20 protein-coding genes and 1 tRNA gene are annotated in these 21,734 nt (G+C 72.9%); 8 read left to right on the forward strand and 13 right to left on the reverse strand.

The annotated features are described in order from the left end of the window. Window positions 1-15: 15 nt before the first annotated feature. Window positions 16-489: a hypothetical protein gene (locus HEP81_RS01990; RefSeq protein WP_243279262.1), complete on the reverse strand. Its 474-nt coding sequence runs from the start codon at window positions 487-489 to the stop codon at window positions 16-18. Between the two features lie 310 nt (window positions 490-799). On the opposite strand from HEP81_RS01990, the gene HEP81_RS01995 reads away from it, so the two are divergent. The 4 genes from HEP81_RS01995 (at window position 800) to HEP81_RS02010 (ending at window position 6,141) form a co-directional block, all read left to right on the forward strand. Beyond that, complete coding sequence (locus HEP81_RS01995; protein WP_037652135.1) at window positions 800-1,261, forward strand: DUF5990 family protein; 462 nt, start codon at window positions 800-802, stop codon at window positions 1,259-1,261. Window positions 1,262-1,666: 405 nt separating this feature from the next. After that, complete coding sequence (locus HEP81_RS02000; protein ID WP_037652133.1) at window positions 1,667-2,080, forward strand: hypothetical protein; 414 nt, start codon at window positions 1,667-1,669, stop codon at window positions 2,078-2,080. Window positions 2,081-2,266: 186 nt separating this feature from the next. Continuing rightward, window positions 2,267-3,247 carry a hypothetical protein gene (locus HEP81_RS02005; RefSeq protein WP_037652130.1) on the forward strand — a complete coding sequence of 327 codons (981 nt, stop codon included), beginning with the start codon at window positions 2,267-2,269 and terminating at the stop codon, window positions 3,245-3,247. Between the two features lie 185 nt (window positions 3,248-3,432). Beyond that, on the forward strand, window positions 3,433-6,141 hold the full coding sequence (locus HEP81_RS02010) for an ATP-binding protein (RefSeq protein WP_078967169.1): 2,709 nt from the start codon (window positions 3,433-3,435) through the stop codon (window positions 6,139-6,141). 320 nt (window positions 6,142-6,461) lie between these two features. Here the strand turns inward: HEP81_RS02010 and HEP81_RS02015 are convergent, their stop codons facing one another. The 7 genes from HEP81_RS02015 to HEP81_RS02045 form a co-directional block, all read right to left on the reverse strand. Further along, window positions 6,462-7,121 carry a lysophospholipid acyltransferase family protein gene (locus HEP81_RS02015; protein ID WP_037652128.1) on the reverse strand — a complete coding sequence of 220 codons (660 nt, stop codon included), beginning with the start codon at window positions 7,119-7,121 and terminating at the stop codon, window positions 6,462-6,464. A 143-nt stretch (window positions 7,122-7,264) separates the two neighbouring features. Further along, window positions 7,265-7,359, reverse strand: a tRNA-OTHER gene (locus HEP81_RS02020). Between the two features lie 138 nt (window positions 7,360-7,497). Next, complete coding sequence (locus tag HEP81_RS02025) at window positions 7,498-10,014, reverse strand: acyl-CoA reductase (protein ID WP_037652126.1); 2,517 nt, start codon at window positions 10,012-10,014, stop codon at window positions 7,498-7,500. Continuing rightward, window positions 10,011-11,177 carry a LuxE/PaaK family acyltransferase gene (locus HEP81_RS02030; protein ID WP_037652123.1) on the reverse strand — a complete coding sequence of 389 codons (1,167 nt, stop codon included), beginning with the start codon at window positions 11,175-11,177 and terminating at the stop codon, window positions 10,011-10,013. The genes HEP81_RS02025 and HEP81_RS02030 overlap by 4 nt, the downstream gene beginning before the upstream one ends. Further along, entirely contained in the window at window positions 11,174-12,313 is a 1,140-nt protein-coding gene (locus tag HEP81_RS02035; RefSeq protein WP_037652120.1) for a GNAT family N-acetyltransferase, read from the reverse strand. The genes HEP81_RS02030 and HEP81_RS02035 overlap by 4 nt, the downstream gene beginning before the upstream one ends. After that, window positions 12,310-13,647: an MFS transporter gene (locus HEP81_RS02040; RefSeq protein WP_078967168.1), complete on the reverse strand. Its 1,338-nt coding sequence runs from the start codon at window positions 13,645-13,647 to the stop codon at window positions 12,310-12,312. Before HEP81_RS02040 ends, HEP81_RS02035 begins: the two co-directional genes overlap by 4 nt. Further along, window positions 13,644-14,903: a phenylacetate--CoA ligase family protein gene (locus HEP81_RS02045; RefSeq protein ID WP_037652118.1), complete on the reverse strand. Its 1,260-nt coding sequence runs from the start codon at window positions 14,901-14,903 to the stop codon at window positions 13,644-13,646. The genes HEP81_RS02040 and HEP81_RS02045 overlap by 4 nt, the downstream gene beginning before the upstream one ends. A gap of 561 nt (window positions 14,904-15,464) precedes the next feature. Here HEP81_RS02045 and HEP81_RS02050 point away from each other — a divergent pair. The 3 genes from HEP81_RS02050 to HEP81_RS02060 all read left to right on the forward strand — a co-directional run bounded on the left by HEP81_RS02050 (window position 15,465) and on the right by HEP81_RS02060 (window position 17,956). After that, on the forward strand, window positions 15,465-16,004 hold the full coding sequence (locus HEP81_RS02050) for an EF-hand domain-containing protein (protein WP_037652116.1): 540 nt from the start codon (window positions 15,465-15,467) through the stop codon (window positions 16,002-16,004). A 120-nt stretch (window positions 16,005-16,124) separates the two neighbouring features. After that, entirely contained in the window at window positions 16,125-16,664 is a 540-nt protein-coding gene (locus tag HEP81_RS02055; RefSeq protein ID WP_037652114.1) for an ArsR/SmtB family transcription factor, read from the forward strand. Further along, window positions 16,661-17,956 (forward strand): MFS transporter, encoded by a 1,296-nt coding sequence (locus tag HEP81_RS02060; protein ID WP_190275933.1) that lies wholly within the window; start codon window positions 16,661-16,663, stop codon window positions 17,954-17,956. Before HEP81_RS02055 ends, HEP81_RS02060 begins: the two co-directional genes overlap by 4 nt. A gap of 53 nt (window positions 17,957-18,009) precedes the next feature. Here the strand turns inward: HEP81_RS02060 and HEP81_RS02065 are convergent, their stop codons facing one another. From HEP81_RS02065 to HEP81_RS02085, 5 genes are all read right to left on the reverse strand, one after another. Next, window positions 18,010-18,285, reverse strand: a complete 276-nt coding sequence (locus HEP81_RS02065) for a hypothetical protein (protein ID WP_037652113.1) — start codon at window positions 18,283-18,285, stop codon at window positions 18,010-18,012. A 2-nt stretch (window positions 18,286-18,287) separates the two neighbouring features. Then, the gene (locus HEP81_RS02070) at window positions 18,288-18,452 is read right to left on the reverse strand and encodes a hypothetical protein (RefSeq protein ID WP_037652110.1); all 165 of its coding nucleotides are present in this window, start codon (window positions 18,450-18,452) and stop codon (window positions 18,288-18,290) included. A gap of 368 nt (window positions 18,453-18,820) precedes the next feature. Continuing rightward, complete coding sequence (locus tag HEP81_RS02075) at window positions 18,821-19,261, reverse strand: VOC family protein (protein ID WP_037652108.1); 441 nt, start codon at window positions 19,259-19,261, stop codon at window positions 18,821-18,823. A gap of 476 nt (window positions 19,262-19,737) precedes the next feature. After that, complete coding sequence (locus HEP81_RS02080; protein WP_037652106.1) at window positions 19,738-20,097, reverse strand: DoxX family protein; 360 nt, start codon at window positions 20,095-20,097, stop codon at window positions 19,738-19,740. An 86-nt stretch (window positions 20,098-20,183) separates the two neighbouring features. Then, window positions 20,184-20,678, reverse strand: a complete 495-nt coding sequence (locus HEP81_RS02085) for a cupin domain-containing protein (protein ID WP_037652104.1) — start codon at window positions 20,676-20,678, stop codon at window positions 20,184-20,186. A gap of 81 nt (window positions 20,679-20,759) precedes the next feature. Here HEP81_RS02085 and HEP81_RS02090 point away from each other — a divergent pair, with 81 nt between their 5' ends. Beyond that, a complete protein-coding gene (locus tag HEP81_RS02090) occupies window positions 20,760-21,611 on the forward strand; it encodes a LysR family transcriptional regulator (RefSeq protein ID WP_243279263.1) in 852 nt (283 codons plus the stop codon). Window positions 21,612-21,734 lie beyond the last annotated feature (123 nt).

Genomic DNA, 21,734 nt, shown 5'->3' on the forward strand with positions numbered 1-21,734 from the left:
GAGGTGTGGGCAGGTTTACGGCCGGTCGGCAGACCCCGGATCTGTACGCATGCCGAGAAGACTCATCTGCACCAGAGCGGACGGACCGTCGTCACGGCCTGTGCCATCGGCGACGAGGGAGACCATGCGAGTGCGCAGTTCCGCTGCGGGTTCGGACAGGGCATACGTACGCAGCACCAGTTCCAGCATCACCGCGTCGAAATCCGCTCCGAAATCCCGGTACCGGTCCGGATCCCGCTCTGCCTCGGCCCGGACGATGCGCCACCCGCCGCCCTCGGACGCATCTACCGGGCCGAACTCGGCCCGGTAGATCGGATGTCCCGTCCAGCTCCTCAGCAGCAGGACGCTGTCGCCCTCGGAGACCACATTCCATTTGCCCTCCATCGCGCGACTGATATGACCGAGCGAGATCACCTCCCGCTCGGTATCGGTCCACACGCATGCGGGGAGAACGGTCAAAGGCTCTGGACGCACCATGGAAGCTGCCATGGGCGAGATCGTAGTCACCCGCTTTCCCGGCCGCGCAGGGCGAGCCCGAGGTGCCGGACCTGGGCACAGTGGCGTGATCTGCTCGAACGGCTCGGGCCGTGAGGGATCGGCTATGGGCGTCGCCAGCTGTGGTCGGCCGGCGGGGCGTGGCGCTACCGGGAGTACTGCCGTACGCCGTCGGCCCGGAGACGGCGGCCCGCCTCCGGGAAGTCAGCGAACGGCTCACGGTCCGACGCTCGCATCGGCAAGCGCACGCCCTCCGGCGTCGTAGCCCGGGAAAAGCACTGTCCGCCGGAGCCACACTGGTGGCATGCATCTGCACATCGAAGCTCACACCCTGCCCGGCCGGAACTGCGGTCCCGGCCCCGGCTTCCCGGGGATCAGCGGGATCGAGATCGCGGTCCAGCGCAAGGACCGGCCCGCCGAACTGCTCGATCCGCAGCCCGGTGACGCGCCGACGGCGACCTGGACGCTCCCCTGCGCGTTCACCGAAGACGGTGAGCTGCGCGGTCCGTACGTGCAGAACCGGCTCGGCGGGCGCTTCGTCTACCTCTCCTGGCTCGGCAGGCGGCCCGGCGAGGAGGTCTCGCGGATGTTCCGGCGCGCCAAGCTGATGCTCGACGAGGTCGCCCCGCACATGCTCGACGAGGCGCGGCTGAGCGGCGTACTGGTGGCCCGGCTCGCCCTCACCGACGCCCGGGGCGGTCCGCTGTGCGGGCGGGTGCCGCTCCCGGCGGTCGTCTGGAGCGCCGGCGAGCCGTCGGACGCCTGAGCCCGCGGCTTCGCCCGGTGGCGTCGGCCGTACCGCCGCCCAGGCCGGCCCTTCGCCAGCCTGGGCGCCGGGGCTCGGCTTCTTGGCCCCTGACACGCGTGCCTCGCCGTCGGCCACCGCCGAGCGCGACCACCCGCTACCGGCCGATCCGCGGTCAGCGGCCCCGGTCCTGGCCCTGAGCCGGATGCGGCAGCGGAGCGGTGGGCGGTACGGGCCCCCGTCGTAGCCCCGGTGGTGTCCCTCTGCCGGGAGCCCCACCGGGCCGGGGTCGAACGCCAGGCGAACGTCAAGCTGCCGTCATGGAGACGCCGCCCGGGGGCGCCGAGGATGTGGTGCAACGGCAGGGGCGAGAACAGGGGCCGGCCCGGCACCCGTCGCCTCCTGTCGGCAGAAGGGACAGCTCCGATGCAGTTCCGCACAAAGCTCGCCGTGGTGGCGACGGCCGGCCTGCTGGCCTCCGGGCTCGCGTTCGCCGGTGAGGCGCAGGCCGCCACCGGGTCGCCCTCCGCGAATGTGTCGCCGAAGTGCTCCGGCTCCTACGGTGCCCTGCGGGCCTATTACCTGACCGGCTACTCCGGGCCCTGCGAGGAGTTCTGGGCGACCTGGCACGACACCTCCGGCATCACCTTCAGCAACGGTGTCACGGTCACCGGCGGTCAGGTCTGGAGTGCGGAGAACGACAGCTGGCGCAACGCCAACATGTACTCCGGCGCCTGGGGCCAGGGGAACCTGCACATCCAGTACGCCGGGACCTCCAGCAACAACCTCACGGGCCTGGGACTTCTCAACTCGCTGAGCTGGACGCCCGACTGGAACTGACACCGGCGTCCTGAACCGGACGCACGGACCGGTCGGCATCCGTGACCGCGAGCCGGTCGGCGTCCGGTGTCGCAGACCGGTCGGCGCGGCGTGCCACGCGAGTGGCCGCCGGGCCGGCTGCCGGTCTGTCGTACCCCCGCCACATCCCCGCCGTATGCACATCGCGATGGAGCCGAGGTCCCACCCGTGATCCCGAAGCCGCACCGCCTTGGCCGCGTCACCGGGCCGCTCCTGCTCGCGGCCGTACTGACGGGCGCCGCGACCGCCTGCGACGGCCCCCCGACGGCTCGGCCCCACCCAGGCGCCGGGCACCCCACGGTCAGCGCCGCCGACATGCCCCTGCCCGCTCGGGTCCCGGTGACATCGGTCGGCGCGTCCCCGACCGCCTGGCAACTGCCCATGGACGCCTACCAGTACACACCGGCCCAGTCCGCCGAGGTCCAGGGCGCCGTGTACTCGCTGGCCAACTCCTGTATGCGAGACCTGGGTTACTCCACCGACCTGCCCACGCGGCTGCACCCGGGCCCCGACCACAACGCCTTCCGCTACGGACCGGTGACGGACGCCCAGGCGGCTCAGGGCTATCGCTGGATGCTGCGCGAGGCCGCCCCCGACGGCGCCGGCGCCCTGACCCCGACCAGCGAGGAGTACGGCGCGCTGCTCGGCAAGTCCCGCCAGGGGCGCAACGGGCGTCCCGTCCCCACGGGCGGCTGCCTCGGCTCGGCCCGCGGCGCCCTGGACAGCCGGGGAGGCCGCGTCGACCTCCCGGACGTGATCCGCGCCATCGCCGATGACAGCTTCGCGCTCTCCCAGCGCACCGCCCAGGTTCGGACGGTCTTCCACGCCTGGTCGGCCTGTATGCGGCGGGCCGGGTACCGCTATCCGGACCCGACCGCGCCCGCCCGCGACAAGGCGCTCGTCGGTACGGCGCCCAGCGGGACCGGCCCGGTGCCCGCGGCGGGCCCCCGCGAGGTGGCGGTGGCCCGCGCGGACGTCGCCTGCAAACGTCAGGTCGGGCTCCTGTCGGTCTGGTACTCCGTCGAACGGACCATGCAGACCGAGGCGGCCGCCCGCCACGGCGCCCAGCTCGCTCCCGTCCCAGCCGCCATCGCCCGGACCGTGCGCAACGCCACCGCCGTCCTGACCGCCGGCGGCCACCCCGGCTGAACCGGGCCCGCCCGCTGAACAGGGGACCCGCGCACCACGCTTCCCCCGCGCCTGAGCGGCCGCGAACCCGGTGCAGACTTGCCCTCCCCCAGAACAAGCGGCAGTTGAACCCGTACCGGCTGTTGACCGAGAATGGTTCGGCTGACTTGCGCCGTTTCGACGGCTAACCGTTTCCAGGGGGGGAAATGGGCGGTAGTGCCTTTGGGGAGCTTCTGCGCGACTGCAGGCTCTCGGCCGGCTGGACACAGGACGAGTTAGCCGACCGGTCAGGGGTGTCGTCCCACTCGATCAGCGTGCTGGAGGCGGGGCGGCGGCAGCCGCGGCTCTCGTCGGTGAGCCGGCTCGCCGAGGCCCTCGCTCTCGATCCGCGCCGCCGTGAGCAGTTGCTCGCGGCGGCGCGCACCGTCCCCGCCCCGCCCCGCCCGGCCGTCGCCCCCGCGACAGCGCGGCCGCGCCCGGGTGCGCCCTGCCAACTCCCCTACGACACCCGGCTGTTCACCGGCCGAGCCCGGGAGCTCGACCAACTACTGGCCCTGGCCAGGTCGGCGCCTGCGGGCAGCGCCTCCGGGATGGTGGTGATCTCGGCGATCGACGGCATGGGCGGCGTGGGCAAGTCCGCGTTGGCCATCCGAGCCGGGCACCGGGCGCGCGGCCAGTTCCCCGACGGGCAGCTCTTCGTGGACCTGCACGGCCACACGGCCGGGATCCCGCCGGTCATGCCCGCCGACGCCCTGGACTGGCTGCTGCGTTCGCTGGGCGTACCGCCGCAGCAGATACCCGAGGACCTGAGCACCCGCTCCGCCCTGTACCGGGAACGGCTCGCCGACACCCGCACCCTGATCGTCCTCGACAACGCCGCCAGCAGCGCGCAGGTGCGACCGCTCCTGCCCGGCACGCCCGGCTGTCTGGTCCTGATCACCAGCCGCAAGCGACTGACCGGCCTCGACGACGCGCACAGTCTCGCCGTCGACGTGCTCCCGGAGGCGGACGCGGTCGCGCTGCTGTACGAGGGCGCGGGCCCCGGCCGTATCCCCGCCGGTCATCCGGCGACCGCCGAGCTCGTACGGCTCTGCGGCCATCTGCCGCTGGCGATCCGCATCGCCGCCGCGCGGCTGCGCCACCACCGCGGCCTGGACCCGGCGGACCTGGTGGACAGGCTCCGCGACGAGCATCAGCGCCTGGCTCATCTGGCCGACGAGGACCGGAGCCTGACCGCCGTCTTCGCGACCTCCTTCACCTCCCTGGCCCCCGACGAACAGGACCTGCTGCGGCTGCTGGGCCGATTCCCCGGCTACGACGTCGACACCTGTGCCGTCGCCGCCCTGGCCGGCGTCGACCACCGCGTCGCGGAGCGGCTGCTGGAATCCCTGCTGCACCACAACCTGCTGCTCCAGCGCACCCCGGGGCGCTACCTCTTCCATGACCTCGTCGGCCTCTACGCCCGGTCGAAGGCCGAAGAAGAGACGGGGGAGACGGACCCGGACGCCCCGCTGCGCAGGCTGGCCGGCTACTACCAGGACACCGCCGCGCGGGCCAACGCGCACCTGGCACGCCGTACCCGTCCCGGCCGGCGGCCGGAGCCGGCGGCGCCGGCCGCCCTCCCGGTGCTGACCGACCGGACGAAGGCGCTGGCCTGGATGCGCAGCGAGCACCGCAATCTGCTCGCGCTCCTCGGCCACCCGGCCCTCGTGCCCGTCCCCTCGTTCACCGTGTCGATCTCCGCCGACCTGGCGGCCTTCCTCCTGCTGGAGGGGCACTGGGGCCAGGCCGCCGCGCTGCACCGGTCGGCGGTGGCCGTCGCCGCGGCCGCCGGGGACCGCCGCGGCGAGGCGGACGCCCTGTGCGATCTGGGCCGGGCCCGGCACGCGACCGGCGACTACCGGGCCGCCGCGGAGCTGTACGAGAAGGCCCTGGCGATCCACCAGAAGCTGGGCGACGGGCACGGCGAGGCCAACGACCTGCACGAGCTCGGCCGTATCCGGCTGCTGACCGGAGAGATCCAGGAGGCGGCCTGGCTGCACGAACGGGCCGTGGCCGCCTTCCGGGCCCTCGGCGACCGGCTGGGCGAGGCGCGCGCGCTGTGTGATCTGGGCCGGGCCCGGCACTCCTCGGGCGACTCCCCCGCCGCGGTCGAGATGACCTTGCGGGTGCTCGCCCTCTACCGGACCATGGGAGACCGCCGCGGCGAGGCCGCCGCCCTGCATGATCTGGCCTATGTCCTGGACGACATGGGTGACCGGGACGGCGCCGGGGACTTCTACCAGGAGGCGCTGTCGATCTACGAGGACCTCAACAGCGTGCAGGGCGTGGCCAACACCCTGCGCGGACTCGGCCGGGTCCGGCACGCCGTCGGTGACCACCGCGCCGCGGCCGAGCTGCACCAGCGCTCGCTGGACACCTGCCGGAAGGCGGGCAGCCGCCATGGAGAGGCCGATTCACTGCTCGGTCTGGGCCGGGCCCGCGACGCGCTGGGTGACAGCGCTGACGCCGTCGGGCTCTACCGGCAGGCGCTGGCGCTCTACCAGGAGATCGGCAGCCGGGTCGGCGAGACCGACGCGCTGCTCGCTCTGGGCGCGCTGACCGAGCGGACGGCGGACCCGTGCTCGGCGCTGCTGCTCCATCAGCAGGCGCTGGCGCTGGCCCACGACACCCACAGCCCGCTGAACGAGGCGCGTGCCCTGGAAGGCGCCGCCCGCTGCGCCCTCGCTCTCGGTGACAGCGCCGCCGCCCTGGCCGGTCTGGAGGATGCCCTCGCCCGCTACCGCCGACTCGGCTCACCCGCCGCCGAGGACACCGCCGCCCGGCTCTCCGCCCTGCGGACCGCTCCCGCTCCGGCCACCGGGGACCGGCCGCCGCAGTGGTCCACCAGTGCCCCGACACGCCCGGCACCGTGACCGCACGGCCCGCTGAGCTGTGGAACAACTCGCCGAACCGACCGCGCAGATCGCGCGTCCTTCCGCCCGGCGGCCGGCGCGACCGTCACCTCCGGGTCCCGGGTCTCATGGCGCAGCGCGAGCAGGGCGTCGACCAACTTCGGCATGTACGTCTTCGGACTCTCCTCGGCCAGCACCCGGTACGCGTCCGGCAGTTGGGCCCGGCTCGGCTGCCCGGACCCCAGCAGCAGCACACGGGCCCGCGGCACCTCGTCCTGATCGATCGTCACCAAGTCCCCCTCCCTTGCCCCTGGATGGCGTACGAAGGGGATTCGAAGGCCTCAGGCCGCCCGCGCCACGGGCTCGCCCAGCTGGGTTGCCGCGGTCTTCCAGGCGGCGGTGACGGCGAGATGGGCCTGCGCGGTGGCCGCCTGTCCGTCTCCGTCGAGCAGCAGCGGCAGTCCGACGTGGAGGTGCAGGCGGGGGCGCCGCAGCGGTGCGGTCGCCAGGCCCGCGAGCTGCTTCATGGCCGAACCGGAGGTGACGCGGCGCGCACCGGCCTGGCCGACCGGGATCACGGGCGCGCCGGTGCGGTGCGCGAGCCGGGCGAGTCCGCGGCGGAAGGTGCCCGGCGCGGCTTCGGTGGCGTCCTTGCGGTCGGGCAGGCCGCCCTCGGCGTAGATGAGGATGTGCCGGCCCTGCTCCAGCGCCTTCTGGGCGAGGTCGATCGCCTGGGGCGCGCGGGGGTCGCCGCGGTGGACAGGTATGTGGCCTTCGCGGGCGAGGGCGCGGCCGAGCAGGGGCACCCGCCACAGGCCGGCGGTCGCCATGATGACGGGCCGGGCGCCCAGGCGGTGCAGTGCGGCCAGGACGATCGCCGGGTCCGCGAGTGAGGTGTGGTTGGCCGCGATGATCCCGGCCGGGGGGAGGTCGGCGTCGTCGGCGGTGATCGTCAGCCGCCCGACGGCGGGGACCAGGTGATCGGCGAGGCGGCTGAGCACAGGGTTCTCCGGTTCACTCGGGATGAGCCCCATCGTCGCCGATGGAGCGGCAGTGCGCCTGAGTGTCCGTACTCATCTCGCGGTCGATCGGTTCGTCCCTGTTCCCGCGTGCCCGCGCTTCCGCCCGCACGCGGTTCCGTGGGCGGAGAGGGCAGGATTCGAACCTGCGTGGGCCCCGAAGGGCCCGACGTCGAGACGGACTCGGCGGTCCCCGATCAACCACTCCGGGCACCTCTCCCTGTTCCCGGCCCCGGTGGTCCCCGGTGCCGTTCACAGGAAGAAGACTGGCAGGAGCCCCTGACGCCCCGCTGACACGGACGCGCCGCCGCGCGGGCGGCGCGTCAGCGTCGTACGGACGCGCCGCCCGTGCCCTCGGCTAGGCCGCGCGCAGGTCGATGACCGTGCGCAGCTTCCCGCTGGTCGCGGTGCGCTCGAACGCCTCCCTCGGCACCGTCTCCACGGTGAGGGCCAGCAGACCCTCCGCCTCGGCGGATCCCAGCTCCGGCACTTCCGCCGCCAGCGCGCGGTGCGCGGCCCCGGGGTCGTCGGCGTACTGCTCGTCCAGGCGGATCGTCAGCTCCTCCCGGCCGGCGCCGGAGCGGACCACGAGCTGCACCTCGCCGTGGTAGGCGAGCCGCTCCTGCGCCGCGGCGACGACGCGCCGGTAGTTGAGGAAGTACGTGCCGACGCGCACGACATCGCCGTAGCGGCCGAGCAGTTCCAGCCGGGGTACATGGCTGCCGCAGGCGCACGGGCCCTCGACGGCGCGTCCCAGGTCGCCGATCTCGTAGCGTTCCAGCCGCTGGCCCGCGCGTGCCCGGGTCGTGAACACCAGCCGTCCGGGCTCGCCGGGCAGCACCGGCCGGTCGGCCTCCGGGTCGAGGATCTCCAGGGTGTGCAGATCGGTCAGCACATGGTGGACGGAGCCGTCGGAGGAGGCGCACTGGTAGCCGAGCGGCCCGAGGTCGGTACTGCCGTACGCGGCGGACCGGATCACCTCGACGCCGAACTCCTCCATGAGGACGCGGCGCTGCTCGCCGGTGAAGTGCTCGCCGCCGTAGAACACCGTGCGGATGCCGCCGTACGCGCGCAGCCGGTCGGCCTCGGCGTGGAACAGCTGCCACAGGTAGGACGGCATGCCGAAGACGGTGTCCGCCCGGTGGGCGACCAGTGCCTCGGCGACCGTGGCGTGGTCGGGTCCGGCGGCCATCGGCAGCTGGGTGGCGTTCAGCCGCTCCAGGATGGAGAAGAAGCTGATGAAACTCCCGTACATCCCGCCGCAGTAGAACAGGTTGGCCGCGCGGTCCCGCGCCGGATCGAAGCCGGCGGCGAGCAGCCCGTCGGCCGCGGCCCGCATCTGGTTGTCGTAGTCGTCGACGGTGAAGACCGACAGCGCGGGCGCGCCCGTCGAACCGCCGCTGCGGAAGTACAGGTGGGCGTGGCGCGCGTCCAGTTCGGCCAGCGCGCGCTGCACGCCCGCCTTGCCGAGCAGCGGCGCGTCCGGGACGGGGGGCAGGACGGGGGCGGACACCAGGTCGTCCAGGCAGGCCACCGGCCCGAACTCCGCGTCCGCCGCCCGGACGCTCACCCGGCGGCTGTAGCGCTGGAGGGCGTACACGCCGTCGTGCGGCTCGCCCTCGTAGCCGTCCAGCATGGAGCCGACCGGGGTGACCCGGGTGACACCGGCGGCGAACAGGGCGCGGGACAGCGCGGCCACGTCCGCCCGGCCGCCGCCGACGGCCGCGGTCTGGAGGTAGCGGCGCATGGGCCGCAGGGTCCCGGTGATCCGGTGCCGGGGCAGCGGCTTGACCCAGACGCTGCGGTGCAGCGGGGAGGCCGCGAGCGCGGAGCGGGTGTCCGCCAGCACCCGCCAGGAGCCGTCGTCAGCGGTGAACACCCGGGTGAGGCCCAAGTGCTGTTCGAGCCGGGCGAGTTGCTGCACGGTGGTGATCTCCGCCAGCTCGGCCGGACCGGGGCGGGGCGCGGGGCGGGCACCGGAGACCTTCGCGAGCCGCTCGGCGAACCGGCCGGCGAACGCGAAGACCTCCTCGGTGTCCTCGGTGTCGAGATAGACCACCTGCGGGCTGGAGCAGGCCTGCTGCTCGAACCTGCAGACGTCCTCGGCCAGCGCGTCCAGCAGGCCGTCCTCGGCCGCCGCCGCCCGGGTCAGGTAGGCGAAGGAGATCCGGTGCCCCCAGGCGACGACGCGGCAGCCGGGCGGCGCCAGTTCACGCACCGCGCTCTCCGCCTCCTCACCGCCCCAGACCGCGATGGCGTCGGCCTGCCCGCACAGGGTCTCCAGCCAGTCGCGGCGCGCGGAGGGGAAGCGCAGGGCGATCACCCGCTCGGCGATCAGCCCGCTCGGGTCGGCAGCCGCGAGCGCGGCGAGCAGGTCGAGGGCGAGCGCCGTGTCCGAGCCGCTCGTCTTCAGGACGTTGACGTTCCCGGCGAGCAGGCCCTCCACGACGCTCAGCGGGGCGACCGCGGCCGCGTTGCCGGGCGCGATGTGCACCAGGAGCCCCACCGGCGCCCAGGACTCGAACACCGTTTCGCGGCCGTCCGGCCGGGTCAGCCGTTCCGGACGCAGACCGCCCAGTTCCCGGCGCAGCTTGCGTTCCAGTGCCTGCCGGGTGAGCGCGCCCGCGAGTTCGGCCAGGGTGGGTCCGGCTTCCGCGGCGGGCAGGTGGGCCGCCAGCCTGGTGTGGAGGGCGGAGCCGGGGTCGGCCAGGTCCGCGGCGAGCGCCGCGCAGGCGCCGAGCACGACGTCGGTGGGCAGCGGGCGCTCCAGGACGCGGGCGGCCGTCTCCGGCAGACCGGCCATCCGCCGTTCTGCCTCGGCGTCGTCGACGAACTCGCCCTGCCAGAGGTGGAGTACGGGTACGGAAGCGGTCACGACATTCCCTTCATCATTTCGGCGGCGGCGACCGCGCAACTGCGGTTGCGGCTCACCCCGGCACGGCCGAGCACGGTGAACCAGTCGGTGGACAGCGGGCAGGGGCACTCCTCGCCCGGGTGCAGCGAGGCGAGGTCTCCCATGACGACGCTCTGCGCCGGTACGGAGGTGATGTACGGGCTGACCAGGTGCAGGAAGCCGGGTTCGCCGTACGGCAGCGGGCGCAGCGTCCCCGGGTCGCGGACCGCGGCGCGCGACCACACGGGGACGTGCAGCCGGTGGTGCGCGCACTCGACGTACGGCACGCAGTGCTCGACGGAGCCGAAGGTGTCGCGGACGGACTCGGCCGGGATGCCGAGGCGTTCGGTGACCGCGGCGCGGAACTCGTCCTTGCCGATCTGCCGGTCGGTGTGGCCTTTCCAGCCGCCGCCGAGCACCACCAGCGACCCTTCGGGCAGCCGCAGCGGGGCCATGCCCATGGCCTTCATCCGCTCCAGGGTGAAGTACAGGAACGCCGGGAAGCCGAGGATGCGGACCGGCGCGTCCTCGTCGGCGTAGCGCTGGAGCGCGGCGATGCAGCCGTGCACGTCGAACTCGTGGCCGGAGCCGGTGTGCCGCAGCGCGTGCGTGGTGTGCCGGGCCGGGGCGAAGTCGCAGAGGTAGTTGTCGGTGAACGACGTGCCCAGTTTCAGCGACGGTGCGGGCTCGTAGCTGTAGAGCAGGTAGTTGACCGACCGGTCGGGGGTGATCCAGCCGTAGTGGTCGAAGATCCGGGCCACCATGCGCTGGGCCGAGCGGATCGTCCACCGGTCGAAGAACATCTGGGACTTCTGGCCGGTGGTGCCCGAGGAGGTCAGGTGCAGGAACACCTCGTCGCGGGGGACGGAGAGCACCTCGTGGCGCTTGAAGAACGCGGCCGGCACCAGCGGGGTGCGCACTCCGTCGCCGACGGTGGGCGCCGGGATCTCGGGCTGCTCCTGGAGCAGGGCGGCGAAGAACGGGGACCGTGCGGCGTGCCAGGCGTTGGTCTCGGCCATGGCGGCGGCGAACAGCGCGTCGGCGCCGGCGCCGGTCGCGTACGGGTCCGCCAGGTCGCACAGGTGCTGCACCTGGCCGAGCGCCGCCGGGTCGGGGACCTCGACGGGAGCGAGATGGGGGTTCATCGGGACACCTCGTGAAGGGGCAGATAGGTGGAGGCCCAGGCGCTCAGATAGGCGCCGAGGTAGGGCTGGAGCAGCGGGCTCACGGCCGTCGTACGGAAGTCGATCTGCCGGCTGGTGCGGGAGAGCACCACGTAGTCGTGCAGCCGGTCGCCGACGCGCCGCATCGCCGGGTAGACCGCGCTCGGTACGAACCCGGAGGCCAGGAAGATCTCCAGGGCCTCGGTGTCGGCCAGCGGCAGCAGGGTCTCGGCGTAGTCGGCGCCGGCCCGGGTGACCGTGGTCATCAGCGCCTCCAGGGCGCCGGTCAGCGCCGCGGGGCGCGGGTGGACGGCCACGAGCGCGCAGCTGCCCGCCACCGGGTCGAGGTCGGCGTACGCCTCGAAGCCGCCGTCGGCCGCGACCAGCAGCGCGTTGGGGGTGTGCAGGGGGAAGAAGCGGTCGGCGGCGCGGGGGAACCGTTCGAGGAAGCGGCGCCGTACGAAGGCCGGGGCGGAGATCAGCTCGATCGGCTCGGCCCCGAAGGCCCGGCGCGGCGCGCTTTCGAGGGCGACGGCCCGTGCCGTGCCGGCGCAGTCGATGCCGATGCCCGCGGACGCGGCGGCCAGCAGCCCCGTGAGGCGCTCGGGCACGCGGTCCACGGGAGCCCGCCGTTCCAGCACGCCGTCGGCGTAGCGGGCGAAGAGCGCGAGGCTCTCGCAGCCGTCGACCTCGACGGCGTTGGGCAGCAGGCCGAGCGGCCGGAACCCGTTGCGTACGACGACGTGCTGGGGGCCCTCGGTGACGACGCGCACGGTGGCGTAGAGCGAGTCGAGCACACCGGTGGCGAGGGCCGTCTCGCACACCGCGCCGGTCAGCCGGGAGGCCAGTCCGCCGCCGCGGTGCCCGGGGTGCACGGCGAGTCCGAGGAGTTTGCCGACGCGGCTGCCCTCGTCCGTCTGCACGACGGCGGAGCCGACGAGGTCCCCGCGGGGCGTACGGGCGGTCAGCCAGTGCGCGGAGCCGTCGGTGATCATCCGGCGCATCACGGCCGGGTCGCTGCCGAGCGGCACCGGGTAGCCGTGCCCGTACACGTCGAAGTACAACTGCCGCAGTTCGGCGATGTCCTGGATTGCCGCAGGGGCGAGGACGACGGTCATGACGTCTCCCCCGCCGGGGTGAGGTGCGCGGCCGTCGCAGCGTCGCCGGGCCCGGTGCGCGGTGCGTCGGGCCGCGCGCGGCCGCCGAGCCACCACAGCGCGAGCGCGACCGGGACCAGTCCGGCGCCCTGGACGAGGCAGAGCGCCCGCGCGCCCAGGTGGTCGCCGAGCGCGCCGAAGACGAGGGAGGACAGCGGGAAGGTGGCTCCGAGGAGGGCCTGCATGACCGCGAAGAAGCCGGGTTTGTCGGCCGTGGGCACCAGGCGCTGGAACAGGGCCACGAAGCGGACGCCGATCACGCCGACGCACCATCCGGCGACGGCCAGCGCGCCGATCGCCGTCGCGTGCCCGGCCCGCAGGCCCGGCAGTCCGAGCGCCACGGCCATCACGGTCAGGCAGGCGCTGCCGACGGCGATCGGGCGCCCGGGAACGCGCGCCCCGGTGAAGGAGCCGACGAGGGTGCCCGCGCCGAGCGCGGCCTCCAGGGTGGCGACGGTCGATCCGGTGGAGTGCAGCACCCCGCGGGTGTACAGCGGCATGACGACGTAGACGGCGGTGGTGAACAGGTTCGCGGCGGCGAAGCAGAGCAGCACACGGCGGATGAACGGGAGCCCGGCCAGGATCTGGCGCAGCGTCCGGGGCGCGGCCGGCGTGCCGTGCCCTTCTCCTCCGGCCATGGAGCCGTCTTGCGGGTCCTGCGGCGCGTCGGACGTGCCGGTCGCGTGGCGGAAACGGGCCGAGGCGACCAGCAGGGCGGCGAGCAGATAGGCGGTGCCGCAGACGGCCACGACCGCCGGGAGGCCGCCGGAGTCGACCAGGAGCGGCCCGAGCAGGCCGCCGCCGAGTCCGGCCAGCGACTGGGTGGACAGTTCGAAGCCGGTGGCGGCCTCGATGTCGGTGTCCTCGACCAGTTCGGGCACCGATGTCGTCAGACACGGGTCGAACACCGCCTGGCAGGCGGCCAGGGCCAGGCCCACGGCGTACACCGCGGGCATGGGCAGATCACCGGCGTACGCCCAGAGCGCCACCGGTACGGCGACGGCGCCCGCCACGGCCGCGGCCACGGCCAGCACCGTGCGGTGCGCGTGGCGCGCGACGACGCGGGCGACCACGGGGGCGAGCGCGACCGCGGGGAGGGTGCTCACCATCAGGAAGAGGCCCGACTCCAGACCGCGCCGCTCGCCCCCGGCGAAGCCGACGAGCCACCAGACCGCGCCCACCTGGAACATCCGGCCGGCGGCCTGGGTGAGGAGCTGAGCGGTCCACACCCGGCCGAAGGAGGGGTTGCGCAGCACCAGCGGCAGGCGCCGGCCGCGCGGGGCGGCCGCGTTCATGAGTGCGGCCGTTCGTCGACGACCCGTACCAGTTTCCCGGAACGGGAGTTGACGGCGAGGTCCTGGTGCCGTGCCCACTCGACGGTGAGCGGGTTCACGTGTCCGGCGTCCGCCGCGCCGGTGTAGGCCGGCCGCTGAGCGAGGACGGCCGCGGCCACTGCGGCGCCCAACGCGCGGTGCCGGTCGGTGGGTTCGCCGGTGGCGAGGCGCAGTACGAGGCCGTCGCGGCCGTCCTGGCGGCGGATCACGAGCTGGAGCCCGGTGATCTCGTCCGCCGTGTCGGCGCCGCGCACGATGTCGTGCACGTCCTCGGTGTAGAGGGAGACCGGGCCGACCCGTACGCCCTCCTCGGCGCGGCCGAGAATGCGGAAGACGCCCGCGTCCCGGTCCACCCACTCCGCGCGGTCACCGGCCGGATAGCGCAGCACCGGCATCAGCCGGCGGCGCAGATCCGTGACGACCAGGCGTCCGGGGACACCGGTGTCCTCGACGGGCGCGTCCTCGTCGTCGAGGATCTCCACGGCCGTGTGCGGGACGAACGCGCGGTGCACCCGCGGGTCGCCGCCGGGTACGGCCTCGCCGAGGAGGCCCGCGTCGACGCTCGCGTAGCCCAGTGAGCGTGCCTCGGCGTTCGGGAACGCCTTGCCGAGCAGCGGGAGTTGGTCGCCGAAGAGGCACTCCCCGCCGAAGAAGAGGAGTTCGACGTCGGGCAGGGTGCGGCCGGCCGCGGTGAGGCGTTCGGCGAGCGCGCACAGGGTGGTCGGGGTGCCGGCGACGACCTCGACGCGGAACTCCTCCAGGGTGGCCGCGGTGGATTCCCAGGGCGTCGCACCACCCAGCGGAAGCCGTACGTTGGCCACCGGGGAACGGTGCAGTGAATCCAGGATGAAGGTGAAACTCGCGTACAGGTCTCCGGCGTAGAACAGATCGGCCACTCGATGGCCCGGCCGCAGACCGGCGTTGACAAGTCCGGCGCCGAAAGCGGAGGTGAATTCCCGCCATTCCGTGCGGGTGTAGCAGGAGAACTTCGGGGATCCCGTGGTTCCGCCGCTGCGAAAGACGACCGCTTCCTGGAGCGGGGCCGTCAGCAACCTGTTCTCGCGGGGTGAGTTGGCCCGCCAGAATTCCGCCTGGGGCACGACCGGCAGGTCCGTGAGCTCGGTTACCTGGTCGGGAAGGTGCGAGTAAAGCTCTTGGTAGAACGGTGAGTTGAGGCGCGCGAAGCGTACCAGCTCCGCCAATGATTGAACGGGCATCAATTCCTGCTCGAAGAGGAGTACCCGTCGGCGGCTTATGGGCACGACGGGGGTACGGAGGATTCGGTCCACCCCGGAGGTCGGGCCGGAGGACCGTTTCATCAACCGCTGTCACTAAGCGTATCTCACCATTCGGAACGGGCTTGCATCAACAAGCCGTTCAGATAAGGGGCTTGATCCGGTGGCGACGAATTCGCGGCCCTTCCGGTTCCCGGCGGAGCGGAGACGGTGGTCACACGTCGACCCCATTCCATAAGGGATGGTTGGCCATGCCGAAAGGACCCTTTGTATGCGGGATGGAGGCCGGCGGACAGCACCGCGCGGGGACGCCGGGGCGACGGACCGGAGTGCGGCACGTACCCTTTGCGAATATTTGAACTGGTCGTCCGTGAGCGACGGTTGGGACGAGCGGGACCGGGGCCGCGAGTCTCCGATCGCTCGCACGCATGTGCTCACTTGGGAGCGTCCGGCCCGCGGCCTACAGTGACCGGCGGTCCGCCGCCGCTGCGCGGGGCGTTCACCGGGATCCGCGGTTCGGTTCGATGCCGAGGGAGGCCGTTCATGGCCAGCGAGTTTCAGGAGCGCAAGCTCAGGGGGATGTTCGCCGCGTTCGACGCCGACGGGGACGGCTGTCTGCGCGAGGAGGACTTCAGGGCGCTGGTCGCCCGCTGGAGCCGACTGCCCGCGGTGGGCCCGGGGACGGAACTGCGCGCGCGGGTCGAGGCCCTGCTGATGGGGTGGTGGTCGGCACTGCTCGAGGCCGGGGGTGCCCAGGGAAGCGGGACGGTCGACCTGCCCGAACTGCTCACCGTGGTCGACAGGCTGCCCGCGATGGCGGCGGAGGTCACCGCCACGGCGAACACGGTCTTCGACGCCGTGGACGCCGACGGGGACAGCCGCATCAGCCCGGCGGAGCACCGGCAACTCGTGGAGACCTGGAACGGGCGGCCGGTCGACCTGACGGGCGTCTTCGAACTGCTCGACGCGAACGGCGACGGCCAGCTCGACCGCGCGGAGTTCGCGCTGCTGTGGCGCCAGTTCTGGACGAGCGACGACCCCACGGAACCGGGCAACTGGCTCTGCGGCAGGTTCGCCGCCTGAGCGGAGCCACGGAGCCAGCCACGGAGTCGGGGAACACTCACCCGTTCGGACACCGGACGATCCCGGCGGGGTTCGGAAATCCCCTTGCTCAATGGTCAAGAAACGTTGACCATTGCTGGCATGCCTACCGATGATCTTCCCGAGACGTTGCGCGTCAGCACCGACGAACAACTGCGCGCCGTCTCCAACCTCACGCGCCACCGGATCATGGCCGTGCTCCGCTTCGAGCCGGCGACGATCACACAGATCGCCGAGCGGGTCGGCCTCGCGAAGGGGAGTTCCAGCTATCACGTGCGGCTGCTGGAGCGGGCGGGCCTGGTGAAGGTGGTGCGGACGCGGAAGGTGCGGGGGGTCACCGAGCGGTACTACGCGATGGCCGCGCGGTCGATCGTGCTGCCGGATCCGGGCGAGGGAGGGCCGGACGTGCTGATGCGGCACGCGGTCGCGGACCTGGAGGCCTCGCCGGTGGACGGCGAGCGGCAGGTGCGGATGGCGCATCTGCGGCTCACCGAGGAGCAGTTCGCCCAGTTGGCGGCGCGGCTGCACGCGCTGGCGGACGAGTACCGGGAGCTGTCCGATCCATCACTGCCGGACGCCTCACTCGTCTTCGCGCTGTTCCACCCGGCATCCCGCGCGCAGGCCGAAGGGAACGCCAAGTGACCTCGGATTTCGTGAAGTTGCCGACGGGGTTCGGGCGGCTGTGGATCGCGCAGACGATCTCCTCGCTCGGTGACGGGGTCACATATGCCGCGCTGCCGCTGCTCGCGCTGACATTGACGCGGGATCCGATGGCACTCGCCGTCGTCACGGCCGCGGGGACGCTGCCGTGGCTGCTCTTCGGCGTGCTCGGCGGTGCGCTGGTGGACCGCTGGGACCGCCGGCGCGTCATGTGGGTCGCGGACACGGCGCGTGCGGTGCTGCTCGCGATACCGGCGGCGGCCCCCGTGCTCGATGCGCTGAGCATCGGGCTGCTCGCGGCCGTCGCCTTTCTGCTCGGCCTAGGCGGACTCTTCTTCGACACGGCCGCCACGGCCTATCTGCCGGATCTGCTCCGCCGCGACCCCGCACTCCTGGAGCGCGCCAACTCCCGCCTGCGCGGCGCCCAGACCGCCATGTCCGGCTTCGCGGGACCACCTGCGGGCAGTGCGCTGCTCGCGCTCGGGCGCACGGTTCCACTGCTCGGCGACGCGGTGTCGTTCCTGCTCTCCGCGCTGCTCGTACGTACGCTGCCCGTCCTGCCCCGGCCGGCCCCGGAGGCCCACGAGTCGTTGCTGCGGCAGGCGCGCGCCGGGGCCGCGTACGTCTTCAAGGACCGGGTGCTGCTCGGGCTCGCGCTCCGCCCGGCGGTCGGGAACGTCGCCTTCCTCGCCGTGGAGACCGTCCTCGCCCTCTTCGCCCACGACCGTCTCGGCATCCACACCTACGGCTTCGGCCTGCTCCTCACGGCGGAGGCCACCGGCGGACTGCTCGGCGCGGGTATCGCCTCCCGGCTCGGCCGACGGCTCGGCACCGGCACCGCGCTGACCTGTACGGCCACGGTCGAAGGCCTTGCCGTCCTCGGGCTCGCCTGCGCCCCGAACCCGTACGTGGCCGGGGTGGCGCTCGCCGTCTGCGGGGCCGGCATGGGTGCCACCATGGTGCTCGCGCCCTCCCTCCGGCAGGCGATCGTCCCGGCCCGCCTCATGGGCCGGGTCGCCGCCACCTCCCGCATGCTGGCCATGTGCGCCGCCCCCGTCGGTGCCTTCCTCGGCGGCTGGCTGGCCACCGTCTACGACATCCGCACCCCGCTCTACGCCGCCGCCGTCCTCCTCTTGGCGATGACGGCCGTCACGGCATCCATGACCAGCAATCGCCGGGTCGAAGCGGCGCTGCGTGCCGCCGCCCCGGCCGGTGGTCCGGAGCGCCCGGCGTCCGAGGTTCCCGCGCTGGAGTGTGCGACCGACCTGTCGTGACGCCTTCGCGGCCGGACGGCACGACAAGTCGGGGGTCGGGTTCCGCGGGGTGCTCAGCCGCCCCAGATCGACCAGGACGTGGCTCCGTGGACGGACGCCAGTACGGCGAAGACGACCAGGTCGGCGATGCCGAGCCCCAGTCCGAGCAGGGCTCGGAACCGGCGGGGTGTGTCCCGGCGCAGGGCGATGACGGCGAGCACGATGGCGATGGGGCCGAGCACCAGGTTGAGGACGAGCAGTCCGAGGAGCCCCAGGACGAAGGAGGCCACCGCCATGCCCTCGGTGTCCCGTCGGCCGGTGTGCGCGGAGGGTGGTGCGGTCAGCCGCATGATCAGGCCCTCCTCGTCCGGCCGCGCCGACGCCGCTCGCGTCCGGCGAACACGACGAGCCAGCCGACGATCACCGCGCCGACCACCAGCGTGACGGGCCAGGGGAGGTAGGCGGCCGAGCCCAGGATGATGCCCAGCAGGAGCAGGGCGACGACCAGGAAGAGCACGTCTACCTCCTCGGTCCGACGGTGACGGTGCCGGCGATGGACGGCGCTTCGCCGTCATGTCCGTACGGTGGCCTCAGGGGCCGTTTCCTCAACGCGTTCATGTCATCGCCGGTTACCCGGGGGCACGCGTCTCACGCGCTCAGCGGCGCGACGGACCGGTCCGCAGGTGGCGCGTGTACCGCCGCACCGTCGGATGCGGCCCGGCAAATTCCGTTGGCAGGGGGCGAGTTGGCCCTGCGGCACGGGGATGGGCGAGTCGGGCGAGTCGGGCCACTGAGCCCAGAGCGTGCGGCGGCGTCCGTCGGCGGTTCAGAACGCGGTGATCTCGTGCGGCCGCGGCGTTCGGTTCTTCCCTTTCCGCTTCCGCTTCAGCGCAGTTGCTCGGCCAGTCCGACGATGACGCCCTCCGGGCCGCGGACGTAGCAGAGCAGATAGCTGTCCTCGAACCGGGCGATCTCGCCCAGGAGTTCGGCGCCGTGCGGGCGCAGGCGGGCAACGGTGTCCTCGATGTCGTCGACGGCGAACATGACGCGGTGCGTGCCCAGAACGTTGTGCGGCCGGTTGCGCGGCCCCGCGCTGATCACCGCGGGGCTGCGGTACTTCGCCAGTTCCAGCCGGCTGTGACCGTCCGGGGTCCGGACCATCGCGATGTCGCAGCGGACGCCGTCGAGTCCAGTGCACCGGTCGGCGAAGCGGCCCTCGATCTCCGCCCGGCCCTCCAGTTCCATACCGAGTTCCACGAAGAACGCGATGGCGGCATCCAGGTCGTCGACGACGATACCGACGTTGTCCATCCGCTGAATCGCCATGCTGGTCGCTCCTTCTTCGTCACCTCTGATGTCCCTGGGCCGGGGCCGGTGGCCGCAGGTTTTCCTCGCCCCTGGTCGGCGGATCCCTCGACGAGTTCGATGAGGGGAGCCAGGATACGGGGCAGGTCGGCCTCCGAGGTGAAAACCCGCTGGTCCTGCCAGGTGTGCTCGGTCCGGGAGTCGATGAAGAGCAGCAGAGCGCTTCCCGACTCCCACACGAACAGCTTTCCCAGGCGTTCGTCCGGCTCCAGAGCGAGACTCACGGCCGTTGCCTCCGGGCGACCTTTGATTACCGGGCCGAGGGCCGGCCGACGCACCGTCGGGCTTATCCCGCGGGAGCGAAGGCCATGTCCTGGTGCGGCGTGCCAGTCCACGAGCCATTGAACGTACTCCGGCATTTCGCGCCCCGCTGTCACAGTCGAACGAGTTGCCGAACTTGATCGTACGGATGGCCTTCGCTCGACGGCCGTGCTCGGTCACAGCCGGGTGGCCAGCCACAGAGCCACGGCCGCGGTGAGGGTGAGCCCGGCGTTGAGCGCGATACGGCGGTCGTGGCCGAGCAGGTGGACGGCGATCGCGCCGATCTGCAGGAGTACGAAGCCAGTGGCCGCGGCCGGCGCCAGCGCGGGGGCGAGGCCGGTCAGCGGCGGCAGGATCAGGCCGGTGGCGCCGAGTATCTCGACCGTCCCCAGCGCCCTGAGGGCAGGCAGGGGCATGTGGTCGACCCAGGTCATCATCGGTCGGAGTTGGTCACGGCTGCGGATCACCTTCAGCGTGCCCGCGTAGGCGTAGAAGAGGGCGAGCAGCCCCGCCACCGTCCAATAGGCGATGTTCATCGTTCCCGTTCATGATCCACGTGCTCACGGACCCGTCGATTGCGGACGAAAGGAATGCGGCCGGGCGCCGTGCGGTGCCGGCGGCTTCAGGTGAGGTCGATGGCGGGCTCGGTCGCGTAGTGGCTCATCACGTCGATGTTGGCCTGGGGCGTCAGCGGGCGGCCGGAGGCGAGTACGTCCTGGAGGTCCCGGAAGTACTGCACGTACAGGTCGGGGGTGAAGGTGCTGAGCATGACGGCGGGTTGGTCGGTCGGGTTGGCGAAGGTGTGCGGGGTGCCGGGCGGAACCATCACGAGCGTGCCCGTGCCGGCGTCGTAGTCCTCGTCCCCGACGGTGAACCGCACGGTGCCCGACAGGACGTAGAAGCCCTCGTCGTGTCGGGCGTGGCGGTGCTGCGGCGGCCCCTGCGTGTGCGGGGCGAGGACGGACTCGGCGATCGCGAGGCGGTGCCCGGTGTGGCTGCCGTCCTCCAGGATGCGCATGCGCGTGGCGCCCAGGACGATCACCTCGCCATCACCGGGACCCGTCACCGATACGGCGGGGCGGTGCTGCGGCTCGCTGTTCTTCGCTTCTTCGGTCATGCCTACGAGTTCACCGCCGGCGCCCCCGACCTGTCCAAGACCTGTCCCGCGCAGCCGATACCTCACGGGTATCGTCGCAGCGTGGAGCTACGGACCTTGCGCTACTTCGTGGCGGTCGCCGAGGAACTGCACTTCGGCCGGGCCGCCACCCGGCTGCACATGAGCCAGCCGCCGCTGAGCCGGGCGATCAAGCAGCTGGAGGCCGACGTCGGGGCTCTGCTCCTCGCCCGCTCGCCCGCCGGTGTCACGCTCACTGCGGTGGGCACGGTGCTGCTCGAGGAGGCGCGGGCCCTGCTCGACCATGCCGACCGCGTCCGGGTGCGCGTGAGCGAGGCGGCCGGCGTCGCGACCCTCACCGTCGGCATCCTGGGCGACGGCACCGACCCGGGAGTGACCAGGCTGGCCGCCGCCTACGGCCGCCACCACCCCGGCATCGACATCCGCGTCCGTGACACCGATCTGACCGACCCGGCCTGCGGGCTGAGCGCGGGGCTGGTCGACATCGCGCTGACCCGGGCACCCTTCGACGTGACCGGCCTGACGGTGCGTGCGCTGCGGACCGACCCGGTCGGCGTGGTCCTGCGCGCCGACGATCCACTGGCCGACCGCGACGGGCTGCTGCTCGCCGAGCTGAACGACCGCCGCTGGTTCCAGTTCCCGCGGGGCACCGATCCCGTCTGGCAGTCGTACTGGAACGGCGGCAGGCCGCGCGAGGGCCCGGTCGTGCGCACCGTCCAGGAATGCCTGCAAGCGGTGCTGTGGAACGGCACGGTCGGCCTGGCCCCGCTCGGACACGGCCTGCCCGCGGAGCTGGCCGTGGTGCCGCTGACCGACATGCCGCCGAGCCGAGTGGTGGCGGTGTGGAAGGAGGGTGACACCAACCCGTTGATCCGGTCCTTCGTCGAGATCGCGACATCCGCGTACCACCGCTGAGCAACGGCAACCGCCGCTGCTGGTTCGGCGTTCCCGTCGCCCGCGCGAACCCGTCCGGGCGCGGACCGTCCGGCCGTCGCCGTCTCCGCCCCGCCGTCGGCGGATCTCGCCGCTCGGGCCACC

It is taken from the genome of Streptomyces griseofuscus (genome assembly GCF_014673495.1).
In the GTDB taxonomy this organism is placed as follows: domain Bacteria; phylum Actinomycetota; class Actinomycetes; order Streptomycetales; family Streptomycetaceae; genus Streptomyces; species Streptomyces murinus.